This is a genomic window from Streptomyces phaeolivaceus (genome assembly GCF_009184865.1).
GTDB classification, from domain to species: Bacteria; Actinomycetota; Actinomycetes; order Streptomycetales; family Streptomycetaceae; genus Streptomyces; species Streptomyces phaeolivaceus.
Window position 1 is genome coordinate 862,727 of sequence record NZ_CP045096.1, and the last position, 11,870, is coordinate 874,596.

The window sequence follows — 11,870 nt, forward strand, 5'->3', positions numbered from 1 at the left end:
CCGTCGAGAAGATGGTGTACGTGTGGGCCCTGGACGGCTCCGGCACGCTCTCCGGCCGCGCCCAGCAATCCCACTTCCAGGACGTCGTCACCAAGACGGCCTGCCCCGCGCTGCTCGCCGAGTACAACAGCGACAAGCGCTGGAACTACACCCGTTGGACCATCGCCGCGTACCAGGGAAACAGCGCGTGGCCGCAGCTCTTCGCCTCCGGCGACTGCCTGCCCGCGGAAAGCAGCCCATGACATCGGGGGTGACACGCGCGTGAACAGCGGCAGCGACAGCGACGACGGCGGTGGCCGGCAGCGGGTTCTCCTACTCCAATCTGGGCTACAGCTTGCTTGCCGCCGTCGTCGAGATCGCCTCCGGCATGGACTACGAACACTTCCTGGCACGGCGGATCCTCGCTCCCGCGGGCATGAGGAACACCGGTTACGTCCTGCCGCGTTGGGACACCTCACGGATCGCGGTGGAGTACGACGAACACGGGGTCTCCCAAGGACGGCCGCTGGACCACCCCTGGGCCCCCGACGGCCCGTACTGGAACCTGCGCGGCAACGGCGGCCTGCTGTCCACGGCCCGCGACATGTTCCTTTTCCACCGCGCCCTGACCGACGACACCCTCCTGGACCGCGAGGCGCGGGCCCAGATGTTCAAGGCCCACGTCCCCACCGGACTGCCTGGCTACGACGGTTACGCCTGCGGCTACGGCTGGATCGTCATGCCCGGCGGGAGTCTCGCCACCCACTCCGGCGGCAACGACTGGTCGTACGGCGTGAACGTGCACGCCGTACGCGGTGACCTGATGGTGTTCTGGGCCGGCAACCAGGCGGTCCAGGAAGGGAGATGGGATCTGCGGGAGGTTGCCCGACCTCTCACGCTGGATCTGATCGGGCAACTCCGGGCAGGCCGGGCCGACCGATCGCCCTAGTTCCGGTAGCGGAACACGATCCGGCCGCGTGTCAGGTCGTACGGCGGGAGTTCAACGAGTACCCGGTCCTCAAGCATGATCTTGATGTAGTTCTTGCGGATCTTCCCGCTGATGTGTGCGAGCACCTGGTGGCCGTTCTCCAGCTCCACGGTGAACATGGCGCTGCGCAGGCACTCGACGACTCTGCCCTCGACCTCGATGACGTTCCTGTTCCTCGTCATCGCACCAGTTCCAGGTTGCTGCCCAGCGGTCGGGCGCCGATGCCCTCGAACAGTGCCGAGGCGGCCCGGTTGGATTCCTGCACCTCGGTCCAGGCCGCGACGGCCCCGGAGCGGTGCAGCGTCCCCAGCGCGTGGGCGAGCAGTGCCCTCGCGATGCCCCGGCGCCGCTCGTCGGCCAGGACGGCGACGAGCCCGATGCGCGGCCGGATCACCCTCACCACCCGGATCAGACCGAGGTAACGGTCCGGTGCCGCTGCCACCGCGTACTTCGACGGGTCGACGATGGTGTCGCCCTCGGGGCGGGGAACCACCTCCGCGGGCATCGACTGCCACCCGACGGTCGCCTCGACCTCGGCACGGATCGCGCGGTCCACCGCCCGCAGCAGACGCTCGTCCGTCCGACCGGCGGGCACGATCGTCACGCCCGAGGGCGGTGGGACCGCTTCGAGGCCGGTGATCCGAGGGTCGGTCGGTACGACGTACTCCCACTCGCGGCGCCGGATCGTGAACCCGGCCCGCAGCCAGCCGGCGGTCAGCTCGGCGTCGGCCTCGTCGACCACCGTGTACAGCGGTGCCGGCAGGTGCGCCGTCATGGCCTCGGCGAGCCGGTCGAAGACGGTGTCGTGCCAGGCGTCGACGCTGACGAACAGACGTCCGTCGGGCCGGTGTTCCGCGTGGCCGCGGCCGACCACCAGGTCGTCCTCCAGCGCGTGCCAGTGCCGGTCCGCGACGCGTGTGATCACCACCGCGTCCTCGCTCAGGCCGTTCGTGAATGGCTTGGTGTCCATCGGAGTCTCCTTCAGGAGTGCCTTCGTTCTCAGGCGCTCCTGGCGACACCGGACGTCAGCCGTCGGACCGTGACGGGTTGAGGGAGCACCCACGGGTAACTGTGTTCACGGGGCTCACCTCCAGAAGACGACGACTGCACGGTCCACCGCGAACGTAGCAGCGGGGCACCACCTCGCTCAAAGCCTTTTCCACGGCCTCCGCGGCCGGGTCAGAGCAGGCGCAGTTCGCGGGCGCGGCGTACGGCGTCGTTGCGGCGGTTGACGGCGAGTTTCCGGAAGACGCTCTTGAGGTGGGTCTTGACGGTGTTCACGGAGACGCAGAGGTCGGCGGCGATCTCCTCGGTGGACATCATGCGGTCCAGCCGGCGCAGCACATCGCGTTCGCGTCCGCTCAGTTCCTCCACGACCGGTGGCCGGTCCTCGGGGTGGGACGGCGGCCCGGGGGTGAGCCAGCCGGCCGCGAGGCCTCTCAGGGGCGGGGTGTCGAGGAGGGGGCGGAGCCAGCCGCCGGCCTCGGCGAAGGGGCGGCGCAGCCGTTCGCGCCGGGCCTCGTGGAGGGCCTGGGCGACGAGCCGGCGGACGGCGGCCGGTTCCCCGGCGGCGTGCGCGGCCTCGGCGCGGAGCAGCAGGGCCCGTACGGTCACGGCGGGCCCGGTGTGGTGCTCGGGCAGTACGCCGTCCAGGAGGTCGAGTGCGGCGCGGGGTGTGCCCGCGGCCAGTCGGGCCCGTGCCTCGCCCACCGCGCACACCGGCTGGTGGCCGGGTACGGCGTGCAGCAGTGCGGCGGCCTCCTCGGGCCGGCCCCGGGCGAGCTGGGCGGCGGAGGCGACGAGGGCCGTGTGTCCCTCCGCCCAGGGGGAGGCGACATCGGCGGTCACGGTGGGTTGGGTCGCGGCCAGGGCCGCGCGGGTGTCGCCCTGGGCCAGCAGCAGGCGGGCGGTGGCGAGTGCCCGGCCCGCCTCCGTCACCGGGTCCCGCATGGCGGGGTGGGCGTCCGCCGCCGCGTCGAGGTGGGCGCGGGCCAGCCGCAGTTCGTCCCGGTCGACGGCGACGGCGGCCAGCACCAGCCGTCCGATGCCGAAGCCGGAGGGCTGGGGCAGGCTGTACCGCTCGGATACGGTCAGGGCGGCCATGGCCTTGCGTTCGGCCCGGCCGGGCCAGCCGTGCAGATAGTCGATGAGGGCGAGCCGGCCGAGGGAGTCCTCGCGGGGCAGTGCCGTCGAGGCGTCGCCGGTGCCGTCGGCGACCAGCGCCAGAGCGGCCCGCGCCTCCTCGTAGCGTCCGGCCCACAGCCGGGTGGACCCCAGGTGGGCCAGGAGCAGGGCGGTGAGTTCGGGGTGCTTGTCCAGGAGGTCGGCGGGGACCTGTTCGCGCAGTCGCTCGGCCGTTCCGGCCGCCTGCTCCGCCCGTCCCGGTGAGCCGGTCAGCCGGGCCGCCAGGGTCTCCAGCAGGAGGCAGCTGAGCCGGGCCGCCACCGGGCCGGGTTCGTCCTCGGCCTCCGCGCGGTCCTCCTGCGCCGCCAGGGTGCGTTCCGCGTGCCGCAGATGGGTCAGGCCCCGGTCGAGTTCGCGGTGGGACAGCTCACGGGCCGCCCGTACGAGGTGCGCGGCGGGGCTCGTCGCCTCGGGGCCCATGCCGGAGAACAGTTCGGTGAGGTCGTCGGAGCGCAGGCCCGTGAAGAGCCGGCCGATGGCGAGGTCGTCGACGAGGGCACCGGCGGTGAACTCCCAGTCCCCGGCGGCGGCGCCGTGGCCGAGCGTCTCCGTGAGGGTGCCCGAGCGGCGCAGCCACCGGGCGGCCCGGCGGTGGAGTTCGGGTTCCAGGCCGGGGCGGCGCATCCGCAGATGGGCGCGGAGGATCTCCCCGAAGAGCGGGTGGAGCCGGTACCGGGCGTGCCCGAGGTCCTCGACGAACGCGTTCTCCCGGTGCAGGGCGGCGAGGATGCCGGCGGCGTCGGCGCGTTCCGTCAGGGCGTCCGCCAGCTCGGGGTGGAACCGGTCCAGGACGCTGACCCGCAGAAGGAGGTCCTGTGTCTCGGGGGGCTGCCGTTCGAGGACCTCCGCGAGCAGGAAGTCGGCGACGGCGGTGCGTTCGGCCTCGAACCGCTTCAGATATGTCTCCGGGTCCGGGCTCTCCCGCGCGGCCAGCGCGCACAGCCGCAGACCGGCGGCCCATCCCCGGGTGCGTTCCACGAGGGTCCGGGCGACCGGCACCGGGAGGCGCAGGCCGTGCAGGCCCAGCAGGACGGTCGCCTCCTCGGGGGTGAAGGCCAGCTCGGCGTTCCTGATCTCCGTCATGTCGCCGGCCGCCCGGTGGCGGTGCAGGGGCAGCAGCGGTTCGGTGCGGGTGACGAGGACCAGGCGCAGCCCCCGTGCCGCGTGGTGCAGGACGAACTCCAGCTGGTCCGCGATCTCCGGGTGGGTGACCCGGTCGTACTCGTCGAGCACCACGATCACGGGCCGCTCCCGGGCGCCGAGTTCCGCGGCGAGCCGGGTCAGCAGCGTCCGGTCCACCTGGCCGGCGTCGGCCGGGCAGCCGATCTCCGGCGGCAGGGGGACTCCGGCGGTGCGCAGGGCCTGGAGGAAGTAGGCCCAGAACATGCCGGGGCCCTGGTCGCCGGCCTCGGTGGTGAGCCAGGCGACGGGCCGGTCCCGTCCCGCCGCCCAGTCGGCGACGAGCAGGGTCTTGCCGGCGCCGGCGGCCCCGTTGACCATGGACAGCGGGGTGCGCAGGGCCTGGTCGAGGTGGTCGGTCAGGCGTTTTCTGCGGAAGAACGTGGCGGGCCTGGCCGGTACGGCGAACCGGGTGCGCAGGAACGGGTCGCCCTGGGGATCGGCGCAGGGGACGGCCGGCCCCGGACCACTCTCCTCGGACCCTGCCACGGCGTTCACCACCACTGGTCGACAGGACTTGGGCAGCGCTCCCCGTTCAGCATCCCAGTGTTCCCCCGCGCCTGCCCGCCGCACAGCCCGGGAGGCTCTGCGGCGCTCTTTGCGGAACATTGCCCCCCTATTGCTGTAGCGATTACCCCAATTGGAATGGACGCTACAACAAAGTCGGCGTCCGGGACCCCACAGGAGGCCAAGCCATGACGAACACCCCCGGTCGGATCGATGTCCATCAGCACGCCGTACCGCCCTTCTACCGCGATCTCCTCGCCAAGGCGGGCATCGCCGAGGCGGGCATCGCCGAGGCGGGCGGGCGCGCGTTGCCGGACTGGAGCCCCGAGGCCGCGCTGGAGCTGATGGCGCTGCTGGGCACCGAGACGGCGATCCTGTCCGTGTCCACGCCGGGTACGGGTTTCCTCACCGACCCGGAGGAGGCGGTCGCCCTGGCCCGGCGGCTCAACGACCACGGCGCGTCGGTGGCCGCCGACCATCCGGGCCGCTTCGGTCTCTTCGCGACGCTGCCGAAGCCCGACCCGGTCGCGTCCGCCGCCGAGGCCGCCCGCGCGCTGGACGAGCTGGGCGCGGACGGGGTCACGCTGCTGGCCAACGACCAGAGTGTCTATCTGGGCGCGCCGCGGCAGGACCGGCTGTGGCGGGTCCTCGACGACCGTGCCGCCGTCGTCCTCGTCCACCCCGCCGACCTCCCGGGCCCGTCGGTCCCCGGTGTCCCGCCCTTCGCGGCGGACTTCCTGCTCGACACGTCCCGGGCGGCCTTCCTGCTGGTCCGCAACAAGATCGTCCGCGACCACCCGCGCATCCGGTTCGTCCTCAGCCACGGCGGCGGTTTCCTGCCGTACGCCTCCCACCGGATGGCCGCCGCGATCTCCGCCGGGACCGGCCGCAGCACCCTGGACGTCCTGGACGACTTCCGTGACATCTACTTCGACACGGCCCTGTCCTCCAGCCCGGCCGCCCTGCCCAGCCTGCTCGCCTTCGCCCGCCCCGGGCACGTCCTGTTCGGCGGCGACTGGCCGTTCGCCCCCACCACCGCCGGGCAGTACTTCGCGACCGGCCTGGACAGGCGTCGACCCGGCCGCCCTCGCCGCGATCAACCGCGTCAACGCCGAGGCGCTCTTCCCCCGGCTGGCCGCTGCCCCCGTCGCCCGGCGGAGCGTCCCGGTCCCGGTGCGGCTGCGGCGGGCCGCCCGGCGCCGGGCGGCCCGTCTGCTCTTCGCGCTGGTCCAGCCGGGCTCCGGCTGAGCCCCACCGGGGCGGGTCAGCCCCCGCTCTCCGCGCGGGCCACCAGGTCCAGCGCGACGTCCGTGATCATGTCCTCCTGGCCGCCGACCATCCCGCGCCGGCCGACCTCGACGAGGATCGTGCGGGTGTCGAGGCCGTACCGGGCGGCGGCCGTCTCCGCGTGCCGGAGGAAGCTGGAGTAGACACCCGCGTAGCCGAGGCTCAGGGTCTCGCGGTCGACACGCACCTCACGGTCCTGGAGGGGACGTACGAGGTCGTCGGCGGCGTCCATCAGCGGGAACAGGTCGCAGGCGTGCTTCCAGCCCATCAGGTCGGCGACCGCCACGAACGCCTCCAGCGGGCAGTTGCCCGCCCCGGCCCCCTGCCCGGCGAGGGAGGCGTCGACACGTACGGCACCGCTCTCGACCGCGACGACGGTGTTGGCCACACCGAGGGCGAGGTTGTGGTGGGCGTGGATGCCCAGCTCGGTGGCCGGGTCGAGGACGTCGCGGTAGGCGCGGAACCGGTCGCGTACGCCGTCCATGGTGAGCCGGCCGCCGGAGTCGGTGACATAGACGCAGTGGGCGCCGTAGGACTCCATCAGCTTGGCCTGGCGGGCCAGTTCGGCGGGTTCGGCCAGGTGGGACATCATCAGGAACCCGGCGACGTCCATGCCCAGGTCGCGGGCGGCGGAGATGTGCTGGGCGGAGATGTCGGCCTCGGTGCAGTGGGTGGCGACCCGGACGCTGCGGATGCCGAGGGTGTACGCCTGCCGCAGATCGTGCAGGGTGCCGATGCCGGGGAGCAGCAGGGTCGTGGGCACCGCCCGCGCCGTGGCGCCGACGACGGCCTCGATCCACTCCCAGTCGGTGTGGGCGCCGACGCCGTAGTTGACGCTGGAGCCCGCCAGGCCGTCGCCGTGCGCGATCTCGATGGCGGCCACGCCCGCCGCGTCCAGGGCGGCGGCGATCGTGCGGGCCTGGTCGACGGTGTAGCGGTGCCGGACGGCGTGCATACCGTCCCGCAGGGTCACGTCCTGGACGTACAGACGGGTCATCGGGCTGCCACCTCCGCGGCACGGTGGGCGGCCATGCGCTCGGCGGTGCGCAGCGCGGCCGAGGTCATGATGTCGAGGTTTCCGGCGTAGGCCGGGAGATAGTGCGCGGCTCCCTCCACTTCGAGGAAGACGGACACCTTGAGCGCCTCGCCCGCGCCGGGGGCGAGGGCGCACAGCGGGTCGTCGGCCGGTACGCGCTCGAACTGGACCTTCTGCTTGAGGCGGTAGCCGGGGACGTACGCCCGCACGCGGCCGACCATCTCCTCGACGGACGCGGCGACCTCCTCGGTGGCGCAGTCGGAGACCAGGCAGTGCACGGTGTCCCGCATGATCAGCGGGGGTTCGGCCGGGTTGAGGACGATGATCGCCTTGCCGCGTGCGGCGCCGCCGACCCGCTCGATGGCCGAGGAGGTGGTCTCGGTGAACTCGTCGATGTTCGCCCGGGTGCCGGGGCCCGCCGAGCGGGAGGCGATGGAGGCGATGATCTCGCCGTAGTGGACCGGGGTGACCGCGTTGACGGCGGCGACGACCGGGATGGTGGCCTGGCCGCCGCAGGTGACCATGTTGACGTTGGGGGCGCCGAGGTGGGCGTCGCCGTTGACGGGCGGGACGACGTACGGGCCGAGGGCGGCCGGGGTGAGGTCGACGAGGGTGCGGCCGAGGGGGCGCAGCACCTCGTCGTGGTGGCGGTGGGCGCCGGCCGAGGTGGCGTCGAAGACGATCTCGACGTCGGCGAACTCGTCCAGCCCCACCAGCCCCTCGACGCCCTCGTGGGTGGTGGCGACCTTGAGGCGGCGGGCGCGGGCCAGGCCGTCGGAGGCCGGGTCGATCCCGGCCAGCGCGGCGATCTCCAGGCTCTCCGACAGCCGCAGGATCTTGATCATCAGGTCGGTGCCGATGTTGCCGGAGCCGATGACGGCGACCTTGGTGCTCACTGATCGGCCCCTTCCGCGAACCGGACCCGTACGGAACCCAGGTCCGCGATGTGGGCCTCGAACAGGTCTCCCGGTGCGGCGGGCGCCATCGGGCCCAGGGCGCCGGTCAGCACCAGGTCGCCGGCGCGCAGCGGATCGCCCCGCTCGGCGAGCGCCGAGGCCAGCCACACCGCCGCGTTCAGCGGGCTGCCGAGACAGGCCGCGCCGGTGCCCTCGGAGACGGTCTCGCCGTCGCGCCGCATGGTCATCGTCACGGCCCGCAGGTCCACGGCGGTGAGCGGGACGGGGGTGGCGCCGAGGACGTACAGACCGCAGGAGGCGTTGTCGGCGACGGTGTCGACGAGGGAGATGTCCCAGCCGCGCACCCGGCTGTCGACGATCTCCAGCGCGGGCAGCGCGAAGTCGACCGCGCGCAGCACGTCGACGACGGTGCATTCGCGGTGCGGCAGATCGCGGCCGAGGACGAGCGCGACCTCGGCCTCCACCTTGGGCTGGAGCAGCCGCCCGGCGGGCACCTCGCCACCGTCCGGCACGGCCATGTCGGCGAACAGCGCGCCGAAGTCCGGCTGATCCACGCCGAGTTGCCGCTGCACGACGGCGGAGGTCAGGCCGATCTTGCGGCCGACGATCCGGCGGCCGGTGTCCTCGGCGCGTCGTACGTTCAGCTGCTGGACGGCGTACGCGGTCGCGAGGTCGCCGCCGCCGTCGAAGAGGTCGCGCACGGGCGGGCAGGGGACCCCGGTACGGGTGGCCTCGGCCAGCAGGTCGGCGGCCTTGACCACGGCCGATGGGTCGAGAGCGGGCGTCACGGTTGCCTCCGGGAGAGAGAAGCGGTGCGGTGGATACAGGACCGATATAGACATCGGGCCCGGAAGAGCACAAACTTTGTTCCGTGGTACGGAACAGTGAGACCGGCAGCATGCTGGAAAAGGCGACGATCATCCTGGAATGCTTCAGTCCCAGCGGTGGTCCGTTCCGTTTGTCGGAACTGGCGGAGCTGACCGGTCTGCCCAAGCCCACCGTGCACCGGCTGGGCGCGGACCTCGTACGGCTGGGCTGGCTGGAGCGCACGGGCCCGCGGTACCGGCTCGGCGCGAAACTGTTCGAGCTCGGGTCGCTGGTGCCGCACCGGCTCGATCTGCGCGAGACGGCGCTGCCGTTCCTCCAGGACCTGTTCGAGGCCACCCGGGAGACCGTGCATCTCGGTGTCCGTGAGGGCCTGGACGTGGTCTATCTGGAACGCATCCACGGCCATGAGGCCCTGCGGCTGCCCTCCCGCATCGGCGGCAGCCTCCCGCTGAGCTGCACCGGGGTCGGCAAGGCGCTGCTGGCCTTCTCCGGCGCCGAGTTGACCGAGGAGGTGCTGTCACGGCCGCTGCCGAGCCTCACTCCGTACTCGATGACCGACCCGGCGCGGCTGCGGATGGCCCTGGAGAAGATCCAGGTCTCGGGGCTTGCCTACGAGGAGCAGGAGGCCGCGCTCGGCGTGAGTTGCATCGCGGCCCCGGTCTTCGCCGGCGGCACCACGGTCGCCGCCCTCTCGGTGGCCGTCCCGCTCACCCGCTTCAGCCCCGCCCAACTGGCCCCGGCGGTACGGACGGCGGCCCTGGGTCTGTCCCGGGTGCTGCGGCGGAGCGGCTGAGCCGCCACCCTGCCCGGTGTCGATCGAGACCGTATCGGGCGAGCGCACGCCGGTAGTGTGGGCCGTATGACCTCCGACGTTCCCCAGGGAGCCACCGCCGCGCGGGCCACCGATCGCCCCGGGGACGGATCGCCGTTCGCGCTCGGTCTGTTGCTGCGCCGGGCGCACTGGCGGGCGGCGACGGTGATGACGGAGGCGCTCCGGCCGCTCGGTGTGGAGCTGCGGCACTTCGCCGTGCTGATCGAGCTGGTCAACCACGGGCCCACGGTCCAGCGGGACCTGGTGGCGGCGACAGGGTCGGACAAGGCCGGGATCATGCGGATCGTGGACGACCTGGAGCGCCGGGGGCTGGCCGTCCGCAAGGCCGTTCCGGGCGACCGGCGGGCACGGGCGGTGGAGATCACCCCGCGTGGACTGGAGCTGTTCGACGCGGCGCACGAGGCGGCGGAGCCGCTGGCCGAGCGCCTGGTCGCCGACCTGGCGCCCGACGAGCCCGCGCGACTGATGGAGCTGCTGACCCGGGTCGCCCACCCCGTGGACGACACCACCGGGTGACATCCCGCCCCGGGGCGGGATGTCACCCGGCCCCGGGGGCCGGGGTCACGCCGACAGGCGCTCCACGAGTTCGCCGGCCTTGAGGGCCGCGTCCTCGAAGGCGCGCTTGCGGGAGTCCTCGAAGAGGGGGATCAGCTCGGCCATGGCCGGGTTGCGGGGTGCCAGGGTGAGTTCCGGGACGATGAAGTCGAGCTCCATGCCCAGGGTGCGGTGGAGGACGGCCTCCAGATAGTTCCGTACGAACTCGAAGCCCTCGCGCGGGGTGCCCGGCGCGTAGGAGCCACCGCGGCTGGCGACCAGGATCGTCTTGTCGCAGCCGCCGAGGAGCACCACCCCGTCGATGGGGTTGGCCCGCAGCATCTCCTCCGTGGCCATCGCGGCCATGTTCCGCCAGAGCATCGCGGTGGGCCGTACGTTCGTCTCGCCCAGCGACACCACCGGCAGGTCCAGCGGGATGCCGCCCGCCTCGTACACGCCGTTGCGGACCGAGGCCGCGACCTCGTCCAGATGCGCGTTGCACGGGGTCAGATCCGAGGCGGTGTTGGCGAGGGCGATCTGCGGCCGACCCGTGAAGGCGTCGCCCGGCACGCCCCGCCGCATCCACGCCCGGTGGATATAGGCGTTGCGGTCCTGTCCCCCGTACCACTGCGCACTGCGGAGCGTCACCGGAGCCCCTTCCGACTATCGGTACGGCGGTCTACAGTCTGGAACGCGATGAGGCAGCTGAAGCATACGCAGGCGCACGAAAGATCGACAGACCTCGGCGAGGCCGGCCCAACGGGCGCCGGGGGCGGCCGACTTGTGGGGTCGGACCGGGTGCTCGCGGTCCTCAAGGCACTGGCCCGCCACCCCGGCGGGGTGGGTCTGGAGGAGCTGACCCGGGCGATCGGCAGCCCCAAGCCGACCGTGCACCGGGCGCTCGGGGCGCTGCGCCGGGCCGGGCTCGCCGACCAGGACGTGCGGGGCCGCTACGGACTCGGGGACGAGTTCCTGCGGATGGCCTTCGCCCATCACGAGGCACGGCCCGAACATCTCCGGGTCCGGCCGGTGCTGGAGGCGCTGGCCCACCGGTTCGGTGAGACCGCGCACTACGCGGTGCTCGACGGCCACGAGGTCGTCTACCGCGCGAAGGTCGACCCGCCCGCCGGCGCGGTCCGGCTCACGTCGACGATCGGCGGGCGCAACCCCGCCCACAGCACCGCCGTCGGAAAGCTGCTGCTCGCCGGGCGGTTGGGGACCCTCGCGGAGGTCGAGGCGTGGATCGGCACCGCTCCCCCGGCACGCCGCACACCGCGGACCCTGTGCACGGCCGCCGGTCTGCACCGTGAACTGACGGCCACGGCCGCACAGGGCTACGCCTGCGACGACCAGGAGAACGAGACCGGGGTCAACTGCCTCGCCCTGCCCGTGTTCCTCACCTCGCCGACGATGCCCTCCGGGGCGGTCAGCGTCAGCGCGCTGGCCTACCGGACGCCGCTGACCGTCCTGGTCGACGCGCTCGACGAGATCCGCGCGCTCCTCGGGCGCCTCGGCGAGCCGTACCGCTGACGACGTCCCGCCCGGCCACCCGCCCCCGCTGCGACGCACCGCCCCCGAACCGGCCCGCCGATCCCGAAC

Annotated in this window: 12 protein-coding genes and 1 pseudogene; 6 read left to right on the forward strand and 7 right to left on the reverse strand. The window is 73.0% G+C overall.

The features are described 5' to 3' along the window. Positions 1–11 precede the first annotated feature (11 nt). Together F9278_RS04275 and F9278_RS04280 are read left to right on the forward strand one after the other, a co-directional pair. Positions 12–242, forward strand: a complete 231-nt coding sequence (locus tag F9278_RS04275; RefSeq protein ID WP_226966628.1) for a hypothetical protein — start codon at positions 12–14, stop codon at positions 240–242. A 50-nt stretch (positions 243–292) separates the two neighbouring features. Continuing rightward, positions 293–928, forward strand: a complete 636-nt coding sequence (locus tag F9278_RS04280) for a serine hydrolase domain-containing protein (protein WP_152167065.1) — start codon at positions 293–295, stop codon at positions 926–928. Here the strand turns inward: F9278_RS04280 and infA are convergent. From infA to F9278_RS04295, 3 genes are all read right to left on the reverse strand, one after another. Next, the gene (gene infA, locus F9278_RS04285) at positions 925–1,149 is read right to left on the reverse strand and encodes a translation initiation factor IF-1 (RefSeq protein ID WP_152167066.1); all 225 of its coding nucleotides are present in this window, start codon (positions 1,147–1,149) and stop codon (positions 925–927) included. The two genes, F9278_RS04280 and infA, sit on opposite strands and share 4 nt — an antisense overlap. Continuing rightward, complete coding sequence (locus tag F9278_RS04290; protein WP_152167067.1) at positions 1,146–1,937, reverse strand: GNAT family N-acetyltransferase; 792 nt, start codon at positions 1,935–1,937, stop codon at positions 1,146–1,148. Before F9278_RS04290 ends, infA begins: the two co-directional genes overlap by 4 nt. 209 nt (positions 1,938–2,146) lie before the next feature. Further along, positions 2,147–4,828: a LuxR C-terminal-related transcriptional regulator gene (locus F9278_RS04295; protein ID WP_226966629.1), complete on the reverse strand. Its 2,682-nt coding sequence runs from the start codon at positions 4,826–4,828 to the stop codon at positions 2,147–2,149. Positions 4,829–5,025: 197 nt separating this feature from the next. Between F9278_RS04295 and F9278_RS04300 the strand changes: the two are divergent. Next, positions 5,026–6,085 (forward strand): annotated as a pseudogene (locus F9278_RS04300) (amidohydrolase family protein). A 16-nt stretch (positions 6,086–6,101) separates the two neighbouring features. On the opposite strand, the gene dmpG reads toward F9278_RS04300, so the two are convergent. Genes dmpG through F9278_RS04315 form a run of 3 tightly spaced genes read right to left on the reverse strand, consistent with a single transcriptional unit; the run spans position 6,102 to position 8,865 of the window. After that, entirely contained in the window at positions 6,102–7,121 is a 1,020-nt protein-coding gene (dmpG, locus tag F9278_RS04305; RefSeq protein ID WP_152167069.1) for a 4-hydroxy-2-oxovalerate aldolase, read from the reverse strand. After that, a complete protein-coding gene (locus F9278_RS04310; RefSeq protein WP_152167070.1) occupies positions 7,118–8,056 on the reverse strand; it encodes an acetaldehyde dehydrogenase (acetylating) in 939 nt (312 codons plus the stop codon). Before F9278_RS04310 ends, dmpG begins: the two co-directional genes overlap by 4 nt. Next, a complete protein-coding gene (locus F9278_RS04315) occupies positions 8,053–8,865 on the reverse strand; it encodes a 2-keto-4-pentenoate hydratase (protein ID WP_152167071.1) in 813 nt (270 codons plus the stop codon). The genes F9278_RS04310 and F9278_RS04315 overlap by 4 nt, the downstream gene beginning before the upstream one ends. A 110-nt stretch (positions 8,866–8,975) precedes the next feature. On the opposite strand from F9278_RS04315, the gene F9278_RS04320 reads away from it, so the two are divergent. Both F9278_RS04320 and F9278_RS04325 read left to right on the forward strand, forming a co-directional pair. Beyond that, complete coding sequence (locus F9278_RS04320) at positions 8,976–9,698, forward strand: IclR family transcriptional regulator (protein WP_152173691.1); 723 nt, start codon at positions 8,976–8,978, stop codon at positions 9,696–9,698. Between the two features lie 66 nt (positions 9,699–9,764). Then, a complete protein-coding gene (locus F9278_RS04325) occupies positions 9,765–10,253 on the forward strand; it encodes a MarR family winged helix-turn-helix transcriptional regulator (protein ID WP_152167072.1) in 489 nt (162 codons plus the stop codon). 45 nt (positions 10,254–10,298) lie between these two features. Here F9278_RS04325 and F9278_RS46835 read toward each other — a convergent pair whose 3' ends face one another. Further along, the gene (locus F9278_RS46835; RefSeq protein ID WP_226966630.1) at positions 10,299–10,919 is read right to left on the reverse strand and encodes a dihydroxy-acid dehydratase domain-containing protein; all 621 of its coding nucleotides are present in this window, start codon (positions 10,917–10,919) and stop codon (positions 10,299–10,301) included. 57 nt (positions 10,920–10,976) lie between these two features. On the opposite strand from F9278_RS46835, the gene F9278_RS04335 reads away from it, so the two are divergent. Then, the gene (locus F9278_RS04335) at positions 10,977–11,801 is read left to right on the forward strand and encodes an IclR family transcriptional regulator (RefSeq protein ID WP_152173692.1); all 825 of its coding nucleotides are present in this window, start codon (positions 10,977–10,979) and stop codon (positions 11,799–11,801) included. Positions 11,802–11,870 lie beyond the last annotated feature (69 nt).